Consider the following 22,138-nt stretch of genomic DNA (forward strand, 5'->3'; position numbering starts at 1 on the left):
GCGCTCAGGCGCGCCAGCGCAGCAGGTAGCGTTCGGCCCACTTCAGCCCGGCATTGATGAGCGATCCGACGATCGCCAGCACGATCAGCCCGGTGAACACCGAGGTGGTGTCGAACAGCGCCGACGACTGGGCGATGACGAAGCCGATGCCGCGGTTCGCGGACATGAACTCGCCGATCACCGTGCCGACCAGGGCGTAGGGCACCGAGACCTTGAGGCCGGTGATCACCCAGGACGTCGCCGACGGGATGATGACGGTGCGCATCACGGCCCAGGAGTTGGCGCCCATGATCTGCGTGGAGTGGACGTAGATCGGGTTCACCTCGCGCACCCCGGAGAAGGTGTTGAGGAAGACCAGGAAGAACACCACGGCGGCCGACACCGCGACCTTCGAGGCGAGGCCGATGCCGAACCACATGATGAAGAGCGGCGCCAGGGCGATCTTCGGCAGGCTGTAGATCGCGGTGATGTAGGGCTCGAACACGTCCGCCACGAAGCGGTAGCGGCCGAAGAGGATGCCCAGCACGAAGCCGAGCCCGGCGCCGACGGCAAAGCCCATCCCGGTCGCCAGCAGCGTGATCGACAGGTTGTACCAGAGGTAGCCGGAGATCGTCCAATCCCAGAGCTTGGCGAAGACCGCCGTGGGCGAGGAGACGAAGAAGGGCTGGATGAGGCGGCCCGAGGCGAATTGCCAGAAGGCGAGGAAGGCGAGGCCGAAGGCGAGCTGGCAGCCCAGCACCAGCCACTTGCGGCGCCGCTCGCGGGCGCGGAAGCGGGCGAGCTCGGGCGAAACGGCCTCGGCGGGGAGGCCCGTCGACGGGGCCGCCGCGGCGGCCGTGGGGGAGGCGGTGGTCATCGCGGCGTCCTCACATCTCTTCGCCATGCTCGATCTCGGGCGCCAGCTCCCGCCAGAGGCGGTCGTAGGCTTGCTCGAACTCGGGCAGGAAGCGCGCCTTGAAGACGTCGCGCGGGTAGGGGATCGGCACGTTCTCGATGTGCTTGATGCGGCCCGGCCGGCCGGAGAAGACGACGACGCGCGAGGCGAGCGCGATCGCCTCGTGCAGGTCGTGCGTCACGAACACGATCGTCTTGTGCTGCTCCTGCCAGATCTTCAGGAGCTCGGCCTGCATTACGAGCTTCAGCTGCGCGTCGAGCGCGCCGAAGGGCTCGTCCATGAGGAGCGTCTTCGGCTCGTAGACCAGCATCTGCGCCAGCGCGACGCGCTTGCGCATGCCGCCCGACAGCTCCTTCGGGAAGGCGTGGGCGAAGCCCGTGAGGTTGACCATCTCCAGCATCGCCGACACGCGCCGGGCGCGCTCGGCCCGCGGCACGCCGCGGTATTCGAGCGGCAGGGCGACGTTGTCGGCGACGGTGCGCCAGGGCAGGACGCTGTCGGCCTGGGTCATGTAGCCGACGCGGCGATTGATGCCGCGCACCGCCTCGCCATCCTGCGTGATGGTGCCGAGCGAGATGTCGATGATCCCGGAGATCATGTTGAGGAGGGTGGACTTGCCGCACCCCGAGGGGCCGACGAAGGCGACGAACTCGCCCTCCTCGATGGCAAGGTCCACGGCGTCAAGGGCGATCGTCTCGCCCTTGCGCCCGACATAGCGTTTCTCGGCGCCGCGGATGTCGATTGCGACGCCCATCAGCCGGAAACCGCTTCCTCGGCGATGGTCGGGTCGACGAAGGCCTCGAAGGTCAGGCTGTCCGGCAGCGCGGGCGCCCCCATCGATTCGTTGACCTTGGAGATGAACTCCACGTTCTTGGCGAAGAGTTCGGCCGTCGGGACGGGGGTCTCGGCGTAGATCTTGCTGTTGTTGGCGAAGGCCGCCTCGAAGATGGCGGGGTCCATGCCGGCGAACCATTCGACCGCCCAGGTCTTGAAGGTGTCCGGCTCGGCGTTGATCGTCTTCAGCGCGGCGGCGATACCGGCGGCGTAGGCGACGAGCTGGTCGCGCTTCTTGGCGATCGTCGCCTCGGCGGTGGTGGCGCCGATATACTGGTAGACGTCGAGGAACGGGGGCGGATTGGTCGCCATGTTGAAGAGGTAGGCGGCGCCCTGGCTGTCGACCGCCATGTCCGACGTCGGCGAGGACAGGCAGAAGCCGTCGATGGCGCCCTGGCCGAGCGCCGCGATCATGCCCTGGCCGCCGCCGGTGATCGGCACGAGCTGGAAGTCGCGCTCCGGGTTGAGGCCGTTGGTGACGGCGATGAAGCGCAGCAGCGCGTCCGGCGCGGCGCCGGGGCCGGTGGTCCCCATGCGGAGGCCCTTCATGGCGGCCGCCTTCTCGGCGACCGGGGAGGCGTCGGTCACGCCGGCCGCGTCGAGCGTCTCCTTCTTGACGACGATGTGGCTCGCGTAGCGGTTCACCGAGGCGATGAAGGACTTGATCTCGATGCCGCGGGTGCGCGCGCGCATCGCTTCGCCGGGACTGCCGAGGACGATGTCCACGTCGCCGCCCATGAGGGCCGCGATGTTGGTGCCGCGGTTGGAGGCGATCGAGTTCACCGTGACGCCGGCGTCCTTGAAGTAGCCCATCGCGTTGGCGAAATCCTCCGCCGCCCAGAGCCACGACTTGGACGTCGAGCGCATGGTGGTGAGTTCGGGCAGGTCCTGGGCGATGGCGGCGACGGGGTGCAGGCCGGAGACCGTCGCGGTGGCGGCGACGGCGGCACTCGCCTTGAGCAGCGTACGCCGCGAGAGGGTGTGGGCTTTGTCCATGGGGCAATCATCCGGGGTTCGGCGGTGACGGGTGCCATCCGTGCCACCGCCGGAACGAGGCGGGCCCTATGCCACGGATGCGGCATGCCCGGACGACGGCGAAGCCGCCCGACGAGTGCACAGAAATCAGGCTCACCCAATTTTTATACACTTGTATTGTTGATATGCCAATAAGCCTATTCGCCTGACCGGAGGGCCAGTGCGGGACCCTATACCCTACCGCGTTTGGCGCGCTTTGCCGCCCCCCGGACCCGTTCAGTTGCCGTGCGGGCCGATGCGCCGAGGTTGTGTGGGGCGCTCCATGGGGCACGGGCAGCGTCGTAAGCCACGGAAGGGCCTGCCGGTCTCCGATGAACGAGATCAGCGAATGACGATAAGCAGGCCGCACAAGCCGGCGCTCAGGGCGAGGGTGGCGGCAGTCCAAAATGATGCGCGCGCTGTCCAGTCCATCGAAAGCATCTCGGTCCCTCCGAACGCTGCGGCGGCGTCGGGGTCACCGGCAGGTCCTCGATACGGCCGGTTCCGCCATTGACTGTCTCGCGGGATGTGGCTAACGGAGCAGGATGAAGACTTCGGTGACCCTCTTTGCCGTTTCCTATTACCCGCTGCCCTAGGTAGCGGAGCACCCCTCGTGTTTGCCGCTGCCTTGTGCCAGCGGTCGAGCATGATGAGCGCATGACCCCTGGCCCCTTCTTCTGGATCAGGTTCATGCTCTACAGACCGCCCTCGATCACCATCATCGGCTTTGGCGCCTTCGGAAGGCTCGTTGCGGCCGTCCTCGCATCGCATGCCCGCGTCTCGGTTTACGATCAGTCACCGGATGCCTGGAGCGCGGCATCCGCGCTGGGGTTCGAGGTCATCGCGAGCACGAAGGAGATCTCGACGGATATCGTCGTCCTGGCGGTGCCCGTTCAAAGTCTTTCCGAAGTTCTCCTGGACATCGCGCCGTTGTTGCGTCCGGGCCAGGTGGTCGTGGACGTGTGCTCCATCAAGGAGGAGCCGGCGCGCATGATGCGTCAACTTCTGCCTCCGCACGTCGAGGTGCTCGCGAGCCATCCGATGTTCGGCCCGGGAAGCGTGAAGAACGGCGTCGCCGGCGCGCAGATCGTGCTCTGTCCGGTCAGGGGAACGCGATGGAGGGCCTTCGCGGTCTTTCTGCGCAGGACCCTCGGGCTCGAGGTCATCGTCACCACCCCGGAGGAGCATGACCGTCAGGCGGCGATGACGCAGGGCCTCACCCACCTGCTCGCGCGCGCCTTCCAGGCGTTGGGAGAGCGGCCCAGGATCCGCACCCGCAGCTTCGACCTGATCTTGGAGGCGCTGGCGATGGTGACCAACGATGCGCCGGAAATCTACGAGGCGGTGACCCGTGGCAATCGGCACGTCGATCCGCTGCGGCAGGACCTGCTTCGCGCCCTTGCGTCGCTCGGAAAGGCCCCGGAAAGCGCTGCCGCGGCGGACGCAGCAGGTCAGTAATCTGTCCGAGGGGAGCTTGTGCGCGCCTTGAAGCTGACGGAGGCATGGCGGCGCGGCTGACACATTCCGGCCATTGCATCGAATGTATGGTCCGCGCTGCCTGTGCAACGTTCTTCGGCGGTGGCGTCAGGGATTGCGTCAATGTATCCGGCCTCTCGCGAGTGGGCCGGTTTTCCGGCCAGGCCATGATGAGATCAGCGCGTTCGGTTTCCAACTAACTGGTTCGGGCACGAAGCCCGCTTTCGAACCGGACTTACCGAACGCCGATCGACCCTTTCGTCATCACCTACGAACCTCGCACTCCTTTCCGGCGCTGCCGGATCTCATAACTCAGACGATCGCGGCCTTAGGCGGTCGCCGCTCATATGTCGCGCCCGGGGTGCTCAGGATCACCCAGACGATGCGCGCGATCTTCGCCGCCAACGCGACGACGACCTTGTTGGCGTGCATCCGACCGCGCAGCTGGTCAGCCCAGACCCCGAGACGATCCTTCGACCGATCGAGATGCATGAAGACCGAACGCGCGCCATGCACGATAAGGGTTCGCAAGTAGTTGCTCCCTCTCTTGGCGATCCCAAGGAGCTTTTGTTTGCCTCCGGTCGAATGCTGCTGCGGCACGAGGCCGAGCCAAGCGGGGATGTCGCGTGCCTTCTTGAACCGCCGCGGGTCGCCGACGGCTGCGAGGATGGCCGTCGCTCCGAGAGCCCCGATGCCCGGGATCGTCATCAACCGACGCGCCGTCTCGTCGGCATCGGCTATGTTCTTGATCTCGGTCGAGACGGTCCGAATCCGGCTCTCGAGTTCAATGAGCTCGGCGTGGAGCTCGCGAAGCACCAGGCGTGCGCGATCGGTCAAATCGTTGTCCTCGTCATCGAGTACGCGAAGGATGTCGATCTTGAACACGCCAGCACCCGGCCTCATCGCCACGCCATGCTCGAGGCAGTAGGCGCGCATCTGGCAAATGAGCTTCGTCCGGCTGGCGACCAGCCGGCCACGAACCCGGTGCAACATCTGCAGGTCGACCTGATGCGCTTCCTTCACGCCGACAAAGCGCATCGTCGGCCGGGTCGCAGCCTCCGCGATCGCCTCGGCGTCGATCACATCGTTCTTGTGCGACTTCACGTAGGGCTTCACGAATTGTGCCGGGATGATCCGTACCTCGTGGCCGAGCAGACCGATCTTGCGCGCGAGCCACTGCGAGCCGGGACAGGCCTCCATCGCCACCAGCGCCGGCCTTGCCCTCTCGAAGAACTGCAGCAGCGTGTCGCGGCGAAACTTCGCCTTCTGCAGCACCGCGCCGGCCGCATCGAGCCCGACGACGTGGAACACGGTCTTGCCGATATCGACGCCGAAGACGGCGCAGTCCCGGGGGTGGTTACGCATCATAGTCAGATCCTCCTTCCATGCAGTCGCCCGATGATCGGGCGGGAAGGCAGCGCGGACCATCCCACTATGTATGTGAACCCGCGCACAGACGATTGGCGGTATCGGATCGACCGCCAGCGTTCGGGCGCGTGGAGCAGGACCGTTCCGGGATTGCCGTCTGGCGAGATGGCGTCGGGCGGAAATGGTGATCCTTCAACTGTCCGATCCCGGCGTCATCCGGCAGTCCCGTCCTCGCTGTTGGATCTCGACAGCAGGTTCAATTCGGAGCGCAGGCGATCCGGGTTGGACAGCACCGTCTCGATCGCCGCGTGAAGATCCCGCCAGATCGGCACCGCCTCGGCCAGTACGGCCCGGCCGGCAGGCGTCAACCGCAGCCGCCTGACCCGCCTGTCCGTCGGATCGGCGACCGGCTCGACGAGACCGCGGCGCTCCAGCGGCTTGAGATTGGCCGTCAAGGTCGTCCTGTCCATCGCCAGCAGCGCCGCGACACTGCCGACGCTCGGTGGCTCCGGCCGGTTGAGCGACATGAGGAGGGAGAACTGCCCGCTGGTGATTCCGACGGGCTTCAGCGCGACGTCGAACCGCCGCGCGAGCGCCCGCGCCGCCCTCTGCGTATGCAGGCACAGACAGGCATCCCGCACCAAAAGGGTGGTCTCGAAGGACAGATCGGAAGCAGCGTGCATCCGTACCATTGACATCCGTGGGGTTTATACGTTGATATCAACCTAAATGGGGGCGGGTCAATCAATGGCCGACTTTTCCAGGGGATTCGGCGTGGACAAAAGCCGGCCCATGTCCGTGACGCGGCCGTTCCTCCGGTCCCGGGATGGCCATGCGCAAGGGGCGACGAACGTCTGCGCCTCGCGGTTCGACGGCGGCGCAGTTCCCGGCGTAGCGCGCTGGCGGTACGCCGGGCAGGGCGGCGTCAGGCTTCCCCGCCTTGCCCGGATTGCGGACCGCTCCGGCGTCTCCTCGCGGCCCGATCTCCCCTGATGAGCGTCCAATCACCAATCAAAAGGAGGCGATCATGAAGATCGTGACCAGTCTGAGCTTCCGCGGTCAGTGCCGCGAGGCATTCGAGTTCTACGCCAAGGTCCTGGGTGGGAAGATCGCCGCCGCCATTCCTTACGGGGACGCGCCCCCGGGCATGCCGATCACCGATGAGGCCTACAAGACATGGCTGATGCACTGTTGGCTCGACGTCGGGGACCAGGCGCTGATGGGCGCCGACATGGACACCGCGTGGGCGCCCAACGTCGACAAACCCAAGAACGGCTTCGACGTGACGCTGCACACGCAGGACAAGGCGGAAGCCCGCCGCTGGTTCGATGAACTGTCCGAGGGCGGCAAGGCCGTCATGCCCTTCGGCGAGACCTTCTGGTCGCCCGGCTTCGGCTCCCTCGTCGACCGTTTCGGTGTCCCGTGGATGGTCAACGTCATTCCATCGGCGGACTGGAAGCCGGTGCAGGGCTGATCCCATGCCGCGTTTTCTTGCCGTTTACACCATGAAGCCGGAAGACCTCGCCGGCTTTCGCGCCCGTCCCAAGGCCGAGCAGGACGCGCTCGACGACGCCGGACTGAAGCAATGGGTGGACTGGAGCACGGCGAACGCCGCCGCCATCGTCGATCCCGGCCTGATGGTCGGCAAGACGATGCGCGTCACGAGGGACGGCGTCGCCGAAGCGGCCAACCCCTTCTGCGGCTACGTCGTCGTCGAAGCGGAGACCATTGAAGACGCTGCCCGCCTCTTCACGAAGCATCCCCACTTCACGGTCTTTCCCGGTGACGGCGTCGACATCATGCCCGTCGTCACCGGCCCCGAGACCTGACGCCGCTCCTCCCCGGTTCCGGGCGGTGGGCCCGCTCCCCGGCATGTCCCCGGCCTTGCCGATACCTGGGTCGGTCATCGGTCGGGGGCGGAGCCGGCGCAACCCTCGGGTGAGGGGCCACACCACGTCGGCCGGAGATGCGGAGGGGGGATCGGGAGGCGCCTCGCGACGGAAAGGTCCGCTTCTGCCGGCACTATATATGGTCGCGCAAGCGTCTTGACTTAGAGCGCGCTCGAACCCCTAGGGTCGGCTGCGTCTTGATGAGAAGACGGGTGCCATGAAAATCGGTCAGCTTGCGAAACGCTCGGGTCTGTCCGCCCACACGATCCGCTACTACGAGCGGATCGGGCTTTTGCCTCTTGCGGATCGCGACGCGGGCGGGCGGCGTGACTATGACGAATCGATCCTCGTCTGGATCGAGTTCCTCGACCGTCTGAAAACCACAGGAATGCCGCTCCGCGAGATGCTCAGATATGCCGAGCTTCGCGCGGAGGGCGATCACACGAGCCCGGAGCGGCGCGCTCTTCTCGAGGCGCATCGCGGCCGGGTGCGCGCGCATCTTGCCGACCTGCAGGCCTGTCTTCTCGTCCTTGACACAAAGATCGACACCTACGTCGAAACCGAGAAAAGGACGCATTTCCATGACCATGCACGCAAACCCGTCAGCGGAGACCCGGCTGGAACGCGGACGGCGCGCCCTTGATGCAATAGACGGTCAGGCGGGGCGAAACGTCATCGACGCGCTGGCCGAGATCGCGCCCGACTTCGCCGACTATATTTTCGAGTTCTCGTTCGGTGACATTTATTCCCGTCCGGGACTGTCGCTCCGTGATCGCGAAATCGCGACGATCGCGGCGCTTGCCGCCATGGGCACGGCGCAACCGCAGCTCAAGGTGCATATCGAAGCGGGGCTGAATGTCGGGCTCTCACGGGAGGAGATTACGGAAATCCTGATCCAGATGGCCGTTTATGCCGGATTTCCCGCAGCGCTGAACGCGCTCTTCGCGGCGAAGGAAGTGTTCGCCGTCCGCCCGCTCGACTCTGCCGCCGACAGGGCGTGACTCCGGTGGTCCGACGAGCGGCGCAAGCCGACCTGCGTACGCCGTCGAGGCGAGACTGGCGTTGCTATCCGGTCAGGCCTGAGTGGCTGCAGCCTGACTCGCCCACGGACGGAACGCCGTAAGACCGATGAGGAACGCGCCGATTGCGGACGCCCCGAAGGTGTCCACGACCATCGGCGTCCCTCTGATCGTGTCCCCCCCTGGACGCGTCACCTCGAGAGGGCATCTCGCGAGAGCATCGACTATGCCGATTGCCGACGGGGTCGCGTGGGGGTGCCTGTCCACGGCCCCACGGCGAACAGGAACGCGCAGCGTATGCGCTCGCGCCTTGTCGACGACGTCGCTCGGGATGCGTTTGCGAGATTTGAAAACACGAGGGCGGCGCGCCCCTCGTCGGAGTCGGCATGCGGGAACCATGTGGTGCACCTGTGTGTCGCAGGTGGGTCCACGAAGTTCCGCAGGGACTCCAATCCAGTGATTTCAACAACATCCACACAAGGTGGTGCCCAGGAGAGGACTCGAACCTCCACGGGTTGCCCCACACGGACCTGAACCGTGCGCGTCTACCAGTTCCGCCACCTGGGCTTGGTGTGCTGGAGCCACGCGAGGTATAGGCTCCTTCAGGACAAGTCAACTCCGTCTTTGCCGTTATGACACATTCAGTGCAATCAACCGGCCAAAGCGCCACAGTCGCGGTTCCCCCGTTGCCCTCAAAAGCGCAACGCCCTAACCCTGTCGGCGCACTAGAGCGGCGCGTGAGGGCATGATGGAGCGCAATCCGAGCAAGTTGGTCACGATCTTCGGCGGGTCCGGATTCATCGGCCGGTACGTGGTCAGGGCCCTCGCCAAGGACGGCTGGCGCGTCAGGATCGCGGTCCGCCGGCCGGACCTCGTCGGCTATCTGCAGCCGATGGGCGGCGTCGGCCAGATCGCGCCCATCAAGGTCAACGTGACGGACAAGCAGGCCGTCGCCCACGCGGTCGCCAACAGCGACGTGGTCGTCAACCTCGTCGGCATCCTCGCCGAGGGCGGCAAGCAGACCTTCGAGGCGATCCAGAAGGAAGGCGCCCGCAACGTCGCGGAAGCCGCCAGAGCGGCGGGCGTCCCGCGGTTCGTGCACATCTCCGCGCTCGGCGCCGACGCGGAGAGCACGTCCGAATATGCCCGCACCAAGGCGGCGGGCGAGGCGGCCGTGCGGGAGATCTACCCGGACGCCGTCATCGTGCGCCCGTCCGTGGTGTTCGGCCCCGAAGACGACTTCTTCAACCGCTTCGCCGGCCTGTCGAAGATCTCCCCCGTGCTGCCGCTGATCGGCGGCGGGGAGACGCGCTTCCAGCCGGTCTATGTCGGCGATGTCGGCCAGTTCGTCGCGGCGGCGGTGAACGGGAAGGTCGCGGGCGGCAAGGTGTACGAGCTCGGCGGGCCGGACGTGAAGTCGTTCCGGGGGCTGATGGAGCTGATGACGTCCATCACGCACCGCAAGCGGCGCTACGCGACGCTGTCGTTCGGCCTCGCCAGGATGAAGGCCAGCATCCTGCAGCACCTGCCCAACCCGCCGCTGACGCCGGACCAGGTGGAGCTCCTGAAGAGCGACAACGTGGTCTCCGAGGCGGCGCTCGCCGAAGGGCGGACCCTGTCGGCGGCGGGGATCCATCCGCGCAGCATGGCGGCGATCCTGCCGACCTACCTCTGGACCTACCGCAAGGGCGGGCAGTTCGCCGAGCCGGGCAGCGCCGCCGGGTAGACCGCACGCGCGATGGGCCGGTCCGGCCCGTCCGCATCGCTGTCCCGCAGGGGACGGGGCCGCGCGGGCCACCCGGTCGGGAGCGGCGCGCGGCCCGGGACGTCACCTCGCGAAGGTGAGGATCGCAAGGCCCAGCACGCCGACCACGATGCGCCACCACGCGAACGGCGTGAAGCCGTGGCGCGACACGAAGTCGAGCAGCGAGCGCACCACGATCACCGCGGCGATGAAGGCCGCGACGAAGCCGACCGCGATGATCACCGCGTCGTTCATCGAGAGGGCGTTGCGGTTGGCGTAGAGGTCGTAGACGAAGGCGCCGGTCATCGTCGGCAGGGCGAGGAAGAACGAGAATTCCGCTGCCGCGCGCTTGTCGGCACGCATGAGCAGCGCGCCGCCGATGGTCGAGCCGGAACGCGACACGCCCGGCACCAGCGCCAGCACCTGACAGCAGCCGATCGCGAAGGCGAGCCAGAGCGGGAAGTGCGTCGCGTCGTGGTAGCGGGGCGCCGGCGCGCGGCGGTCGATGTAGAGCAGCGCGATGCCGCCGAGGATGAGCGTCGTGCAGATGAGCTCCGGCGTCTCGAACAGCACCGTCTTGATGAAGTCGTGGAGCAGCACGCCCATGACGGCGGCCGGCAGGAACGCGATCACGATGCCGGCGCAGAAGTTGCGGGCCGCCGGGTCGTACGGGGTCGCCAGCACGAGCTTGGTGAGCTTGACGGTGTAGACCGCGAGGAGCGCGCAGATCGCGCCGAGCTGGATCAGCACCTCGAAGGTCTTGCCGGTCGAATCGAAGCCCAGGAGTTCACCCAGGAGGAGGATATGGCCCGTGGAAGAGACGGGGATGAACTCGGTGAGCCCTTCGACGATGCCCAGTATGATCGCCGAAGCGATAGTGTCGGCTTCCATTCGTTCGCCCTATGTGATGTGCGTGTGAGTCGCTATACCGCGTTGCACCGGAATGCGCCGGAATGCGAGTGGCGTCCCAACACCTTTGTTAAGCGCTAGGCGCTGGAGTCGATGATCCTTCACCACCATCCCTTTCTCCCTGCTTGCCGTTTTGCCCGTCTGGCGCTCGCCGAACACGCCATCGACGTCGAGTTGAAGCTGGAGCCCTTCTGGGAGGCACGGCCGGAGTTCGTCGCCATCAATCCGGGCCTCACGCTGCCGATGGCCTACGACAACGGGCGCGGCCCGCTGATCGGCGCGCGGGTCCTGATGGAGTACATCGACGAGCGCTACGGCGACATGCGCGCCGCGCACCGGCTGATGCCCGCCGACCCGTTCCAGCGCGGCGAGGTCCGCCGGCTGGTCGACTGGTTCCTGATAAAGTTCGAGGACGAGGTGTCCGGCCCGCTGGTGACCGAGCGCATCCTGAAGCTCGAGATTCCGGCCAAGCGCGGCGGCGGTGCGCCCGACTCGGGGGCGATGCGGGCGGCACGTCAGAACATCGTCGGGCACATGCATTATCTCGGCGCGCTGACCGCCTCGCGGCACTGGCTGGCCGGGGACAGCCTGAGCTTCGCCGACCTCGCGGCGGCGGCGGCGCTGTCCACCGTCGACTATCTCGGCGAGGCGCCGTGGGATGCCGACCCCGCGGTGAAGCAGTGGTACCAGCGGGTGAAGTCCCGTCCGGCCTTCCGCCCGCTCCTGACGGACAAGGCGCGGCTCGTGGCGCCGGCCCCGCATTATGCAGACCTCGACTTCTAGGGAGGCGGCGAAGCGTTTCCTGCAGGCCGATGCGGTGTCGGCCGGGTTCGCGGAGGCCCGCGTCGCCGACCCGGCGGCCTTCGCCGCGCTCCACGGCGAGCGACTCGAGGCGGCCGTCCGCGAGGGCCGCCACGGCGACATGGACTGGCTGCCCGCAACGGCCGGGCGGCGGCGCCACCCGGCGGCGCTGTGGCCCGAGGTCCGCTCGGTGGTGATGCTGGGCATGAACTACGGCCCGCGGCGCGACCCGCTCGCCGACCTTCAGCGGCGCGACCGGGGCGTGGTCTCCGCCTACGCCCGCGGCCGGGACTACCACGACGTGATGAAGGGGCGGCTGAAGGGCCTCGCGCAGCGCCTGGTGGCGCGCTTCGGCGGCGACGTGAAGGTCTTCGTCGACACCGCGCCGGTCATGGAGAAGCCGCTGGCGGCCGCCGCCGGGATCGGCTGGCAGGGCAAGCACACGAACCTCGTGTCGCGCCGGGCCGGCTCCTGGCTCTTCCTCGGCGCGATCTTCACGACGCTCCGGCTGGAGCCGGACGCGGCCGAGGGCGACCACTGCGGATCGTGTCGCCGCTGCCTTGATGTCTGCCCCACCGATGCCTTCCCCGCACCGTACAAATTGGACGCACGGCGCTGCCTGGCCTATTTGACGGTAGAGGCCAAGGATATGATCCCGCGGGCGTTTCGCCGTCCGATGGGCAATCGCATCTTCGGCTGCGACGATTGTTTGGCCGTGTGTCCGTGGAACCGGTTTGCGCGCGAGGCGACCGAAATGAAGCTCGTCGGTGACGACGACCCGGCTCCGCTCGCCGACCTGGCGGCGCTCGACGACGCGGGCTTTCGCGCCCGCTATGCCGGCACGCCGGTGAAACGGCTGGGACGGGAGCGCTTCGTGCGCAACGTGATGGTGGCCGTCGGCAACGCCCGGCTGGAGGCGCTGGCGCCGCTGGTCGAGGCGCGGACGGCGGACGAGGCGCCGCAGGTGCGCGCCGCGGCCGCCTGGGCGGCGCGGGAGACCTTGCCGGCGGATGACTTCGACGCCTTGCGCGCGGCACGATGCTCGCGGGAACATCATCCGCTAGTCCGAAACGAATGGCACGGGGAAGAGCCATGCACGCGATGACCGGGGAGACGAGCCAAGGCGAGATGCGCCTTGTGGCGCTGGGCTTCGGCTATTCGGCGCGCGCGTTCGTGCGGCAGGCGCGGCCGGCGAGCGTGGTGGGCACCACGCGCAGCATGGAGAAGGCGGACGAGCTGCACCGCGTGGGGGTGCGCTCGGTGCTCTACCACGGGGAGGAGAGCCTGACGCTCTCCGAGGCCGTCCGTCATGCCACGCACCTTCTCGTCTCCGCCGGACCGGACCGGGAGGGGGATCCGTTCCTGCGCGTGCTGGAGAGGGACCTCGCGCACGCCAGGGAGCTGAAGTGGATCGGCTACCTCTCGACGGTGGGAGTGTACGGCGACCACGGGGGGGCGTGGGTAGACGAGCGCGCCTCGTGCCAGCCGACCGCCGACCGGGGCGTGTGGCGCCTCGAGGCGGAGGGGGCGTGGATGGCTCTCGGACGGCGGATCGCGGTCCCGACGGCGGTGTTCCGCCTGGCGGGGATCTACGGGCCGGGGCGCAACCAGCTGGTGTCGCTGGCGGAGGGCCGGGCGAAGCGGATCGTCCGGGACGGGCAGGTGTTCAACCGGATCCACTGCGAGGACATCGCGCTGACGCTGGCGGCCTCGGTGGAGCGGCCCGCCTCGCGGGTCTACAACGTCGCCGACGACGAGCCGGCGCCGCCGCAGGACGTCGTGGCGTACGCGGCGGGGCTGATGGGGGTGGAGCTGCCGCCCGAGGTGCCGTTCGAGCAGGCGGAGCTCTCGCCGATGGCACGGTCTTTTTACGGAGATTTGAAGCGAGTCTCGAATTTGCGCATTCGTCAAGAGTTGGGAGTGCGGCTACGGTATCCCACATACCGCGAAGGGTTGAACGCGTTGTGGGAGAGTGGCCGTTGGCGAGACTCTTATTGATGTTGGCGTGCGTGGTGTCCGGGGGGACGGCGCTCGCCCAGTACGACTCGTTGCAGAACCGGCAGATATTGCAGAACCAGCAGCGCGAGGCGTCGCAGATTCAGCAGCAGCAGACCAACGAGCGGGCGCTGCAGTCGTACGATCTGCGCAACCGCGCGATCCGGACCAACGAGCGGCAGGCGGGGACGCTGGACCTCGTGCGGCCACCGACGACCACCGGCATCAACTCCAACCGGATCCGCTGACGCTTACCGGGCCGTTGGAGTGTAGTCCGTCCGGCAGGGGCGGGGACAAGGGCGCTTCGGCGCCCTTTTTTCATGCGTTGGGGCGGCTCTTGTGCGCCGGCGCCCCGGCGATGGGGGCGGCCTCGAACGGGGCGTAGTGGGCCGCGATGGCGATCACCGAGAGGGTGATGGCGGCGATCAGCGCTCTGGCGACGGCGAGCATGGGCTGTGCCTGTCTTTCGGGGTCTGTGGTCGGGGCCTGTGGTCGGGGTCTGGCAGGCCCGGGGCGCGGGCGGCCTCCGGGGCCCTCGCCGGGCCCGGGGCGGGGGCGCTCCGGGTCAGAGGACCGGCTTGGGGGTCGGGACCGGCACGGTGGCGTGAGTGGCGGCCTTGACCGGCTCGGCGGAGGCGGGGGCGGTGACGTTCGCGGCGATGGCGGTGACGGTCAGCGCGATGGCGGCGATGGCGGTGCGGGCGATGGCGTTCATGGGGTGTCCTCCTGTCTGGTGAATGTCAGATGGAGGCGGGCGGCGGGGATCGCTGTGACCGGCGTCACCGATCCGGCGCGGGCGATCCCGGGTGGGCGCGGAGGGTGCGCGGACCGCTGCTGCGCGGGCGGGCGGACGCGGGTGCGTCGTGCGGGGCCGTCGGCGGGGCGGGCCGGGCGGGGCCGGCGTTGCGGCGACGGCGCGGGCGTGCGGGCGGATCGGGGCGCCGGACGTGCGGGCGCGGCCTCGCGCCGTGGGGCGGCGAGGGGAGACGGGGAGAGGCGGGACGCGTGAGGGCGGCCGCTATTGAGATTTGTGAGGCCGTCCTCACGCGTCCCGTTGTCGGCTTTTCATCTGCCCGGTTGGTATTGCGAGCGACGGCCGCTCGCCACACCGATCCATGGGGCCTGTCCCCGGAGAGGGGGCAGTCGCGGCTATCGGGACCTCCCGTCGTACCACCGCGCATCGTCATCGGCCCGGACAGCTCCACCTGCCGCGTCCGCGCTCGTTACGCGCATCGACGGCAGGCAACCGGTGCCCCCCACCCCAGTGCCGGTCGGTCCGGTTCCGCCTCCCTTGGGTGAAGGACGGGGGGAGTGTATGGCGGGACCGGGAGGGCGGGGATAAATCCAGCAGCTCGAAGCGCCCAGACGTGCAACGGACGTTGGCGATCGGGGACCGTCGGGGTTGGCCCGTCCTCGGTCAGGCGACCAGGCGCATGGGATCGAGGAGGCTGCCGCGCTCTGATAGCGCCGGGCTCATGACCATCCCTTCATCGACGGAAGCAGGTGCGTGGCCTTCGACGCGAGGATGAGGTCCCGCCGATCAACGGCGAGCGGATCACCGCCGAAGCGCTCCGGACCCATACGTTCAGAACGAAGTGATACGCGACACCGTTCGGTTCGACGATGTCGCGACTTGGCCGGATGGGGCCACCGCGCGGCGACTTTGAGCCTTGCCGCCGCGCGGTGAGCCCAGGATTACTCCGCGGCGACCACGGTGCCGTCGCCCGGGGTTGCCCCCTGGGCGTGCATGCGGCGGCGGGCCTGGAGCTTGTTGACCGCGGCGACGTAGGCCTTGGCGGAGGCGACCAGGGTGTCGACGTCGGCGCCGCGGCCGGACTCGATGCGGCCGTTGTGCTCGAGCCGGACGGAGACCTCGGCCTGGGCGTCGGTCCCCTCGGTCACGGCGTGGACCTGGTAGAGGGAGAGCTTCGCCTCGTGCGGGACGATCTTCTTCACCGCGTTGAACACCGCGTCGACCGGACCGTTGCCGGTCGCCTCCTCGGTGACGTGGCGGCCCTCGACGTCCATCACCAGGATCGCCTTCTGCGGACCGCCGGTGCCGGCGATCACCGTCAGGCTCATCACCCGGGCGCGCTCGGCGACCTCCTCGATCTGGTCCTCGAGCAGGGCCTCGATGTCCTCGTCGTAGACGTTCTTCTTGCGGTCGGCGAGGTCCTTGAACCGGCGGAAGGCGTCCTGCAGGGCGTTGTCGCCCAGCTCGAAGCCCAGCTCCTTCAGCTTGGTCTTGAAGGCGTGGCGGCCGGAGTGCTTGCCCATCACCAGCGAGGAGGAGCGCACGCCGACGTCCTCGGGCCGCATGATCTCGTAGGTCTCGGCGTGCTTGAGCATGCCGTCCTGGTGGATGCCGCTCTCGTGCGCGAACGCGTTCTTGCCGACGATCGCCTTGTTGTACTGGACCTGGAAGCCGGACGCGACGGAGACCAGCTTGGAGGCGCGCATCAGCTGCGTGGCGTCGACGCCGGTGGTCCAGGGCATCACGTCGCCGCGGACCTTGAGGGCCATGACGACCTCTTCCAGCGCGGCGTTGCCGGCGCGCTCGCCCAGGCCGTTGATGGTGCACTCCACCTGCCGGGCGCCGCCCTCGATGCCGGCCAGCGAGTTGGCCACGGCGAGGCCGAGATCGTTGTGGCAGTGGGTGGAGTAGGTGACGTCGTCGCCGCACTCCCGGCGGATGTACTCGAACATCTCGCGGTATTCGGTCGGGGTGGCGTAGCCGACGGTGTCGGGCAGGTTGATGGTGGTGGCGCCGCACTCGATCGCCTTGCGCACGCAGCGGGCGAGGTACTCGAGCGGCGTGCGGGTGGCGTCCATGCCCGACCACTCGACGTCGTCGACCAGGTCGCGGGCCTGGGTGACGGTCCTGGCGATGATCTCGACCACCTCGTCCTCGGTGGCGCGCATCTGGTGCTGGAGGTGGATGGGGGAGGTGGACACGAAGGTGTGGATGCGCGGGCGCTTGGCGTGGCGGACCGCTTCGCCGGCGCGGGCGATGTCCCCCGGTACGGCGCGGGCGAGGCCGGCGACGACGGAGAACTGCACCTGCCGGGCGATCTCGGATACCGCCTCGAAGTCGCCCTGGGAGGCGATCGGGAAGCCGGCTTCGATGACGTCGACCTTCATTTCGTCCAGGGTCAGGGCGATCTGGACCTTTTCGTCGTGCGTCATGGTGGCGCCGGCGGACTGCTCGCCGTCACGCAGGGTGGTGTCGAAGATCTTGATCTGATCGGACATGTCGGGTCGTTCTCCTCGGCGGCGGGCGGAGCCTTCCGGGCATGGTGCCTCGGCCGCATGATCGGGTCGGTGGTGCGGTTCGATCATCCCCTGAACGTGCGCCCGTCACGGCGGGCCGCCGACGCTCAGGGGCTTGTAAGGAGGAGGAGAAGGCGCACGGCCGACCGCGCGGCCAGCCCGGAGGGCGGCGACAGGCGCGGGAGGGACGTGGTTGCGATCATGCCTGCTATGTACCGGCGGTATGGGCCGGCGACAAGGGGGTATTTCGCGCTGCCTCGGCGTTGCGCAAGATTCGCCCGAAAATCGGCCTTCGCGCTTGCCGTTTAGGCATGCGGGTCAGGCGGACGGCGTGACGGCGGGGCGGCGCATGTCGACGTGGGGAATGCCGTCGATGGTGTGGTCGGGACCGATGCGGGCGAAGCCGAGCCGCTGGTAGAAGCGCTCGAGGTGCGCCTGGGCGCTGACCTCGACGGCGGCGGCGCCGTGCCGCTCGGCGATGCGCTCCAGCGCGGCCCGCATGACGGCGGCGCCGAGGCCGGTGCCGCGGGCGGCGGGCGCGACGGCGACGCGGCCGATGCGCGCCGGCGCCCCGCCCGACGGCGGGAAGACGCGCAGGGTCGCGAGGAGCGGTCCGGCGGGACCGGTATGGCCCGGGGAGGGGGCGGCGGTTGCCGGCTGGCCGGCGGACGGGGCTGTGGCGAGGAGGTGCTCGGCGTCGGGGTCGGCGCCGTCGATCTCGGCGTAGGGGCAGGCCTGCTCGACCACGAAGACGTCGACGCGCAGTTTCAGGATCGCGTGGAGCTCGTGGACGGTAAGCGCGTCGAAGGCGCGCCAGGCAAGCGCGATGCCGGCGGGCGCGATGCCGGTCGCCCGTCCGCTATCCGGCGCGGCGGTGCCGGGGTTGGCGGCCGGCTCGGGGGGAGACTGGGACATCGGCCCTGACGGAGCTGGGGACGGGACGGGCCGCCGCCGCGATGGCGCCGGCCAAGTGGAGCGCCGCCGTACCGGTGCGCCAGGCACGTCAGGCGCCCGGCAGGCGGGCCGGGCGGGCGCCGGTGCCGCAGGGGGCAACGGCGCCGCCGGCGGGCCATCAGTTGGGGCGGTTGCCGCCGGGCGACAGCAGGACGCGCACGCGGCCCGTCGACTGCACGCGGGCGATGCCGGTGTTGAGGTCGACCGTCAACTTGTCGCCGGTGACGACGTTGTCGCCCTGCGTCAGGGTGACGTTGCCGTTGAGGGCGAGCGTGTTGGTGTCGAAGTCGATCACGCCGTCGTTGCCGGTCGCGGTCTGGCCGTCGGACTCCAGCAGCACCTCGCCGGTCGCCTCGAGGCGCGAGATGCGCTGGTCGCCCGGCGTCGACGGCGCCTTGCCGGAGGTGGTGGCGGCGGTCGCCTTGTCCGGCGAGGGCAGGGCGGACTGCGAGTAGACCACCGTGAGGCGCGAGGTCTGCAGCGCGGCGTTGCCCTGCCGCACCGTGACGTTGCCGGTGAACACGGCGGTGTTCTTCTTGTCCTGCACCTCGAGGGCGTCGGCTTCGATCTCGATCGGCGTCGACTGGTCCTGGCCGAAGTCGGCGAAACCGGTCTGCAGCTGCTGAGCGGCGGCGGGAAGGGGCGCGACCAGAAGGGCGATGATGAGGGCGCGGGCGAAGAGGGGGACCATATCGGCTCCGAATCTAGGTCGCTGGGTTGATCGTGATGGCGACGCCATCGGAGAAGCGGATGAGATCGCCGCCTTCGAGTACGTCGATGCGTCCGGCGCGGATGTTGCCGCGCGGCGAGTTGATGGAGATGCCAGCTTCGCTCTCCATCCGTCCGTCCTGGAAGAAGACCGTGGCGCTCTCGAGCGAGGCCTTGCTGCCGTCGGTCGAGTTGATGCGCACGCCGTCGGCGAGGTTGAGGACCTCGGTATTGGTGTCGTAGGTGGCGCCGGCCGAGTGCATCGCGACGCTCTCCCCGTCACCCATGTCGAGGTTGGCCTGCAGCCCCTCGAGCGCCAGGTGCGACGGCGTCAGCAGGCTCTGCACCGCACGCGAGGCGACGACCTCGTAGCGCCGGCCGCCGCCGAGATGGCCGGCGAGGCGCGGCTCGTTCATCACGAGGCCGTCCGCCGTCAGCGACAGGCCGGCGAGCGCGGCGATCGGGAACAGCTTCGGCAGCACGGCGCCGACCGTCAGCACCGCCGCGATCAGGAAGCCGAGCGTCGGCACGACGATCCGCAGCCGCTTCACGCGCCGCGTGTTGGCGAGCGCGCGCTTCTCCTCTCGCCGGCGCGCCGGTACGGCAAAAGCGTGCTGCTGGCCGGAAGCCGGCCCGGATATGACGGCGGCGTCGGTCATGAGTGGGCGAAGATGTCGATGTCGGGCCAACCGGCAAGGTCGAGCTCGACACGGGTGGGAAGGAACGCGAACAGGCGCGCGGCGAGATCGGCACGCCCCTCGCGCTCCAGCATGGCGTCGAGACCCTTGCGGATCTTGTGCAGGTGCAGGACGTCGGACGCGGCATAGGCCTTCTGGGCGTCGGTCAGTTCCGCCGCGCCCCAGTCGGAGGACTGCTGCTGCTTGGAGATGTCCTCCCCGGCGATCTCGCGCGCCAGGTCGCGCAGGCCGTGCCGGTCGGTGTAGGTGCGCACCAGACGGGAGGCGATCTTGGTGCAGTAGACAGGCGCCGGCATCACCCCGAAGGTGGCGGCGAGGATCCCCATGTCGAACCGGCCGTAGTGGAAGAGCTTCTCGATGGCCGGATCGGCGAGCATTGCGGTAAGGTTCGGGGCGGAGGTCTGGCCCTTGGCGATCTTCACCAGGTCGACATGACCGTCGCCGCGCGACATCTGGACGAGGCAGAGCCGGTCGCGGGGCTGTTGCAGACCCATCGCCTCGGTGTCGATCGCGATGGACGTCACATTCCCGAGAGGCTCTGGAAGGTCGCCGTGGTGAAGCGTGATAGTCAAGGTCTCGTCCGTCTAGCTCGTGTCCGCCATTTGATGGGGGTCAAGGGAATGCTTGACAATGCCTTCGTGATGATTGCGTGCCTCAGTTGGTAAATAATAGAGGCCTTTTGTGGCTTAAGATCCATGGTTGTGGTCGCAAGGCCCGGGGGCGTGCATTTCGGACACGGCTCATGAAAGCGACCCCGCTCGGCCTCGGGTTGGCGATTGTTTGCGCACACATAGGCATTGCGCCAGCGTTGGCCAACGAATGGCCGTCATGCACGTCCAAAACACAGTGCGTCCCTGCAAGTTCGGCGCCGCTTTCGGCCGCGACGGCGGCCGGCGGCGGCCTCCGCGTCGCGACGGCCGGGAGCGGGGACCCCGCGGGCCCGCCCGCCGGGGCCTTCGTCGGGGACGCCGGGGACCTTCCGGCCGGCGGCGACGGAGCCCCGGCGAACGGGGCCGGCTGGGCGCCGGCGAAAGCGGCCGGGGAACCCGCCGGAGCCTCGCCGGAGGGGCCCGTGGCGCCCGACGGGGCGGTGCCCGAGGCGACCGTGGCGCCCACCGGCGCGGCGGACGGCGACCGGCCCGCCGCGGCGGAGACGACCGGCGAGGCGCCCGGCCCGGCTGCCGTCGACGTGGGGGCCGGCGGCGAGGATGCATCCGGGACCATGGTCGAAGACCCCGCTGCCGACGGCGCACCGGACGGCGATACGGAGGGCGATGCGGACGGGGATGCGGTCGCGGGAGACGCGGACGGCGCCCCGGGTGGCGACGGCACCGACGCCGTGAACGCCGACACCGGCGGCGAGGATGGCGCGGCCGGCAGCGGCGAGGACGAGGCGGCGGAAGAGGCCCGCAAGGCCGCCGAGGAAGCCGCCGAAGTGGCCGGCCTCTGCCGCGACATGACCGAGGCGGCGGATCGTCACGGCGTCCCGCATGAGTTCTTCATCCGCCTCATCTGGAAGGAGAGCCGCTTCAACCCCAACGCCGTCAGCCCTGTCGGCGCCCAGGGCATCGCCCAGTTCATGCCGGGTACGGCCCGCATCCGCGGCCTGAAGAACCCCTTCGACCGCGAGGAGGCGCTCTTCGCCTCGGCCCACTTCCTCGCCGACCTCAAGGCCCGCTTCGGATCGTGGGGCCTCGCCGCTGCCGGCTACAACGGCGGCCCCAACCGCGTCATGCCGTTCGTCAAGGGCCTCGGCGGCCTGCCCTACGAGACGGTCGACTACGTCTACTCGATCACCGGCCGCACCGCCCGCCACTGGGCGCTCCAGGTCGCCGAGCGGCGGATGATCACCTCCCGCCCGGCCCCCGCCGTCCTCGCCGGTTCCGGCCAGCTCCGCGACGAGACGCCGGCGGCCGCGGAAACGGCCCCGGTGGACCTCGGGCTGGAGCTGCTCACCGCCGGCGGCGATCTCCCCGACGACGAGGCCGTCCCCATCCTCCCGCCGACTCCGCTGCCGCGTCCCGAGATCGAGCGCGGGCCCGTCGACTGCCCGCAGCTTGTCGCCGCGCTCGGCCGGTCGCTCTCCGTCTCGCCCCCCGCCGGGGGCTCATCGGAATGGACCCCGTGGGGCGCACAGGTCGCCGGCCACCCGCAGCGCAACGTCGCCATGCGCCAGTACGCGCGGGTGGAGGGGCGCCTGCCGGGCGACCTCGTCGCCGAGGGGCCGCGCGTCGTGATCCGCCGCTTCGCCGCCCGCGGCCGGCGGCCGATCCACGCGGTCCAGTTCGCCGCCGCCAGCCGCGGCGAGGCCGAGGCCACCTGCAAGCGCGTCGCCAGGGCGCTCGTGCCCTGCGTGGTCGTGCGGAACCGATAGGCCCGCACCGGCCGCCACGCCGAGGGGGCTCGGGACTCACCAGGGAACAGGGGCGGGCCGCCTGCCCCCCGGAGCCTGCCGTCGCTGAATGAAGCCCTGTGCCGGACCGCACGGCCGCGCAAGGCACGCTCCGCTCTTCGGCCTTGCGCGGCCGCGCGCTCCGTCACCTGACGGGCTTCAGCGACGGCAG

General features: G+C 69.0%; 24 protein-coding genes and 1 tRNA gene. 11 read left to right on the forward strand and 14 right to left on the reverse strand.

Annotation, left to right across the window (positions count from 1 at the left end; all coding sequences use genetic code 11):
• Positions 1–4: 4 nt before the first annotated feature.
• Genes DLJ53_RS27305 through DLJ53_RS27315 form a run of 3 tightly spaced genes read right to left on the reverse strand, consistent with a single transcriptional unit; the run spans position 5 to position 2,725 of the window.
• Entirely contained in the window at positions 5–883 is an 879-nt protein-coding gene (locus DLJ53_RS27305) for an ABC transporter permease (protein WP_202913375.1), read from the reverse strand.
• A complete protein-coding gene (locus tag DLJ53_RS27310; RefSeq protein ID WP_111351274.1) occupies positions 867–1,649 on the reverse strand; it encodes an ABC transporter ATP-binding protein in 783 nt (260 codons plus the stop codon). The genes DLJ53_RS27305 and DLJ53_RS27310 overlap by 17 nt, the downstream gene beginning before the upstream one ends.
• Complete coding sequence (locus DLJ53_RS27315; protein WP_111351276.1) at positions 1,649–2,725, reverse strand: ABC transporter substrate-binding protein; 1,077 nt, start codon at positions 2,723–2,725, stop codon at positions 1,649–1,651. Before DLJ53_RS27315 ends, DLJ53_RS27310 begins: the two co-directional genes overlap by 1 nt.
• Before the next feature lie 675 nt (positions 2,726–3,400).
• On the opposite strand from DLJ53_RS27315, the gene DLJ53_RS27320 reads away from it, so the two are divergent.
• A complete protein-coding gene (locus tag DLJ53_RS27320) occupies positions 3,401–4,201 on the forward strand; it encodes a prephenate dehydrogenase (protein WP_202913376.1) in 801 nt (266 codons plus the stop codon).
• Between the two features lie 330 nt (positions 4,202–4,531).
• Here DLJ53_RS27320 and DLJ53_RS27325 read toward each other — a convergent pair whose 3' ends face one another.
• Together DLJ53_RS27325 and DLJ53_RS27330 are read right to left on the reverse strand one after the other, a co-directional pair.
• Positions 4,532–5,587, reverse strand: a complete 1,056-nt coding sequence (locus DLJ53_RS27325; protein WP_111351278.1) for an IS110 family RNA-guided transposase — start codon at positions 5,585–5,587, stop codon at positions 4,532–4,534.
• 212 nt (positions 5,588–5,799) lie between these two features.
• Positions 5,800–6,270: a MarR family winged helix-turn-helix transcriptional regulator gene (locus DLJ53_RS27330; protein ID WP_111351393.1), complete on the reverse strand. Its 471-nt coding sequence runs from the start codon at positions 6,268–6,270 to the stop codon at positions 5,800–5,802.
• Positions 6,271–6,614: 344 nt separating this feature from the next.
• Between DLJ53_RS27330 and DLJ53_RS27340 the strand changes: the two genes are divergently transcribed.
• From DLJ53_RS27340 to DLJ53_RS27355, 4 genes are all read left to right on the forward strand, one after another.
• Positions 6,615–7,061, forward strand: a complete 447-nt coding sequence (locus DLJ53_RS27340) for a VOC family protein (protein WP_111351281.1) — start codon at positions 6,615–6,617, stop codon at positions 7,059–7,061.
• Positions 7,062–7,065: 4 nt separating this feature from the next.
• Positions 7,066–7,416 carry a hypothetical protein gene (locus DLJ53_RS27345; protein WP_111351282.1) on the forward strand — a complete coding sequence of 117 codons (351 nt, stop codon included), beginning with the start codon at positions 7,066–7,068 and terminating at the stop codon, positions 7,414–7,416.
• Positions 7,417–7,693: 277 nt separating this feature from the next.
• Entirely contained in the window at positions 7,694–8,119 is a 426-nt protein-coding gene (locus DLJ53_RS27350; protein WP_111351284.1) for a MerR family transcriptional regulator, read from the forward strand.
• Positions 8,058–8,477: a carboxymuconolactone decarboxylase family protein gene (locus DLJ53_RS27355; protein ID WP_111351285.1), complete on the forward strand. Its 420-nt coding sequence runs from the start codon at positions 8,058–8,060 to the stop codon at positions 8,475–8,477. Before DLJ53_RS27350 ends, DLJ53_RS27355 begins: the two co-directional genes overlap by 62 nt.
• A gap of 500 nt (positions 8,478–8,977) precedes the next feature.
• Here the strand turns inward: DLJ53_RS27355 and DLJ53_RS27360 are convergent.
• Positions 8,978–9,062 (reverse strand) — tRNA-Leu (locus tag DLJ53_RS27360).
• 181 nt (positions 9,063–9,243) lie between these two features.
• On the opposite strand from DLJ53_RS27360, the gene DLJ53_RS27365 reads away from it, so the two are divergent.
• On the forward strand, positions 9,244–10,221 hold the full coding sequence (locus tag DLJ53_RS27365; RefSeq protein WP_226579225.1) for a complex I NDUFA9 subunit family protein: 978 nt from the start codon (positions 9,244–9,246) through the stop codon (positions 10,219–10,221).
• Positions 10,222–10,323: 102 nt separating this feature from the next.
• Here the strand turns inward: DLJ53_RS27365 and DLJ53_RS27370 are convergent, their stop codons facing one another.
• A complete protein-coding gene (locus tag DLJ53_RS27370) occupies positions 10,324–11,130 on the reverse strand; it encodes an undecaprenyl-diphosphate phosphatase (protein ID WP_111351288.1) in 807 nt (268 codons plus the stop codon).
• Between the two features lie 111 nt (positions 11,131–11,241).
• Between DLJ53_RS27370 and DLJ53_RS27375 the strand changes: the two genes are divergently transcribed.
• The 4 genes from DLJ53_RS27375 to DLJ53_RS27390 are packed head-to-tail and all read left to right on the forward strand — an operon-like array spanning position 11,242 to position 14,192.
• A complete protein-coding gene (locus DLJ53_RS27375) occupies positions 11,242–11,931 on the forward strand; it encodes a glutathione S-transferase family protein (protein WP_111351290.1) in 690 nt (229 codons plus the stop codon).
• Complete coding sequence (gene queG / locus DLJ53_RS27380) at positions 11,912–13,054, forward strand: tRNA epoxyqueuosine(34) reductase QueG (RefSeq protein ID WP_111351291.1); 1,143 nt, start codon at positions 11,912–11,914, stop codon at positions 13,052–13,054. Before DLJ53_RS27375 ends, queG begins: the two co-directional genes overlap by 20 nt.
• Positions 13,042–13,947 (forward strand): SDR family oxidoreductase, encoded by a 906-nt coding sequence (locus DLJ53_RS27385; protein ID WP_244935173.1) that lies wholly within the window; start codon positions 13,042–13,044, stop codon positions 13,945–13,947. The genes queG and DLJ53_RS27385 overlap by 13 nt, the downstream gene beginning before the upstream one ends.
• A 14-nt stretch (positions 13,948–13,961) precedes the next feature.
• Entirely contained in the window at positions 13,962–14,192 is a 231-nt protein-coding gene (locus tag DLJ53_RS27390; RefSeq protein ID WP_162409597.1) for a hypothetical protein, read from the forward strand.
• A 70-nt stretch (positions 14,193–14,262) separates the two neighbouring features.
• Here DLJ53_RS27390 and DLJ53_RS36450 read toward each other — a convergent pair whose 3' ends face one another.
• The 7 genes from DLJ53_RS36450 to DLJ53_RS27415 all read right to left on the reverse strand — a co-directional run bounded on the left by DLJ53_RS36450 (position 14,263) and on the right by DLJ53_RS27415 (position 20,146).
• Entirely contained in the window at positions 14,263–14,394 is a 132-nt protein-coding gene (locus DLJ53_RS36450) for a hypothetical protein (protein WP_264194644.1), read from the reverse strand.
• Positions 14,395–14,509: 115 nt separating this feature from the next.
• Complete coding sequence (locus DLJ53_RS35330; protein ID WP_162409599.1) at positions 14,510–14,659, reverse strand: hypothetical protein; 150 nt, start codon at positions 14,657–14,659, stop codon at positions 14,510–14,512.
• A 980-nt stretch (positions 14,660–15,639) separates the two neighbouring features.
• The gene (locus DLJ53_RS27395) at positions 15,640–17,196 is read right to left on the reverse strand and encodes a 2-isopropylmalate synthase (RefSeq protein WP_111351294.1); all 1,557 of its coding nucleotides are present in this window, start codon (positions 17,194–17,196) and stop codon (positions 15,640–15,642) included.
• 336 nt (positions 17,197–17,532) lie between these two features.
• A complete protein-coding gene (locus DLJ53_RS27400) occupies positions 17,533–18,129 on the reverse strand; it encodes a GNAT family N-acetyltransferase (RefSeq protein WP_111351295.1) in 597 nt (198 codons plus the stop codon).
• A gap of 157 nt (positions 18,130–18,286) precedes the next feature.
• A complete protein-coding gene (locus DLJ53_RS27405; protein WP_111351297.1) occupies positions 18,287–18,859 on the reverse strand; it encodes an LptA/OstA family protein in 573 nt (190 codons plus the stop codon).
• Between the two features lie 13 nt (positions 18,860–18,872).
• On the reverse strand, positions 18,873–19,535 hold the full coding sequence (gene lptC, locus DLJ53_RS27410) for an LPS export ABC transporter periplasmic protein LptC (protein WP_111351298.1): 663 nt from the start codon (positions 19,533–19,535) through the stop codon (positions 18,873–18,875).
• Positions 19,532–20,146 carry a ribonuclease D gene (locus DLJ53_RS27415; RefSeq protein ID WP_111351300.1) on the reverse strand — a complete coding sequence of 205 codons (615 nt, stop codon included), beginning with the start codon at positions 20,144–20,146 and terminating at the stop codon, positions 19,532–19,534. The genes lptC and DLJ53_RS27415 overlap by 4 nt, the downstream gene beginning before the upstream one ends.
• Before the next feature lie 500 nt (positions 20,147–20,646).
• On the opposite strand from DLJ53_RS27415, the gene DLJ53_RS35625 reads away from it, so the two are divergent.
• The gene (locus DLJ53_RS35625; RefSeq protein ID WP_244935174.1) at positions 20,647–21,948 is read left to right on the forward strand and encodes a lytic transglycosylase domain-containing protein; all 1,302 of its coding nucleotides are present in this window, start codon (positions 20,647–20,649) and stop codon (positions 21,946–21,948) included.
• Positions 21,949–22,138 lie beyond the last annotated feature (190 nt).

It is taken from the genome of Acuticoccus sediminis, assembly GCF_003258595.1.
GTDB lineage: Bacteria > Pseudomonadota > Alphaproteobacteria > Rhizobiales > Amorphaceae > Acuticoccus > Acuticoccus sediminis.

Coding starts and splice junctions, on each gene's coding strand:
- DLJ53_RS27305 (WP_202913375.1), bottom strand. CDS start 883: ATGGCGAAGAGATGTGAGGACGCCGCGATGACCACCGCCTCCCCCACG.
- DLJ53_RS27310 (WP_111351274.1), bottom strand. CDS start 1,649: ATGGGCGTCGCAATCGACATCCGCGGCGCCGAGAAACGCTATGTCGGG.
- DLJ53_RS27315 (WP_111351276.1), bottom strand. CDS start 2,725: ATGGACAAAGCCCACACCCTCTCGCGGCGTACGCTGCTCAAGGCGAGT.
- DLJ53_RS27320 (WP_202913376.1), top strand. CDS start 3,401: ATGACCCCTGGCCCCTTCTTCTGGATCAGGTTCATGCTCTACAGACCG.
- DLJ53_RS27325 (WP_111351278.1), bottom strand. CDS start 5,587: ATGATGCGTAACCACCCCCGGGACTGCGCCGTCTTCGGCGTCGATATC.
- DLJ53_RS27330 (WP_111351393.1), bottom strand. CDS start 6,270: ATGCACGCTGCTTCCGATCTGTCCTTCGAGACCACCCTTTTGGTGCGG.
- DLJ53_RS27340 (WP_111351281.1), top strand. CDS start 6,615: ATGAAGATCGTGACCAGTCTGAGCTTCCGCGGTCAGTGCCGCGAGGCA.
- DLJ53_RS27345 (WP_111351282.1), top strand. CDS start 7,066: ATGCCGCGTTTTCTTGCCGTTTACACCATGAAGCCGGAAGACCTCGCC.
- DLJ53_RS27350 (WP_111351284.1), top strand. CDS start 7,694: ATGAAAATCGGTCAGCTTGCGAAACGCTCGGGTCTGTCCGCCCACACG.
- DLJ53_RS27355 (WP_111351285.1), top strand. CDS start 8,058: ATGACCATGCACGCAAACCCGTCAGCGGAGACCCGGCTGGAACGCGGA.
- DLJ53_RS27365 (WP_226579225.1), top strand. CDS start 9,244: ATGGAGCGCAATCCGAGCAAGTTGGTCACGATCTTCGGCGGGTCCGGA.
- DLJ53_RS27370 (WP_111351288.1), bottom strand. CDS start 11,130: ATGGAAGCCGACACTATCGCTTCGGCGATCATACTGGGCATCGTCGAA.
- DLJ53_RS27375 (WP_111351290.1), top strand. CDS start 11,242: ATGATCCTTCACCACCATCCCTTTCTCCCTGCTTGCCGTTTTGCCCGT.
- queG (WP_111351291.1), top strand. CDS start 11,912: ATGCAGACCTCGACTTCTAGGGAGGCGGCGAAGCGTTTCCTGCAGGCC.
- DLJ53_RS27385 (WP_244935173.1), top strand. CDS start 13,042: ATGCACGCGATGACCGGGGAGACGAGCCAAGGCGAGATGCGCCTTGTG.
- DLJ53_RS36450 (WP_264194644.1), bottom strand. CDS start 14,394: ATGCTCGCCGTCGCCAGAGCGCTGATCGCCGCCATCACCCTCTCGGTG.
- DLJ53_RS35330 (WP_162409599.1), bottom strand. CDS start 14,659: ATGAACGCCATCGCCCGCACCGCCATCGCCGCCATCGCGCTGACCGTC.
- DLJ53_RS27395 (WP_111351294.1), bottom strand. CDS start 17,196: ATGTCCGATCAGATCAAGATCTTCGACACCACCCTGCGTGACGGCGAG.
- DLJ53_RS27400 (WP_111351295.1), bottom strand. CDS start 18,129: ATGTCCCAGTCTCCCCCCGAGCCGGCCGCCAACCCCGGCACCGCCGCG.
- DLJ53_RS27405 (WP_111351297.1), bottom strand. CDS start 18,859: ATGGTCCCCCTCTTCGCCCGCGCCCTCATCATCGCCCTTCTGGTCGCG.
- lptC (WP_111351298.1), bottom strand. CDS start 19,535: ATGACCGACGCCGCCGTCATATCCGGGCCGGCTTCCGGCCAGCAGCAC.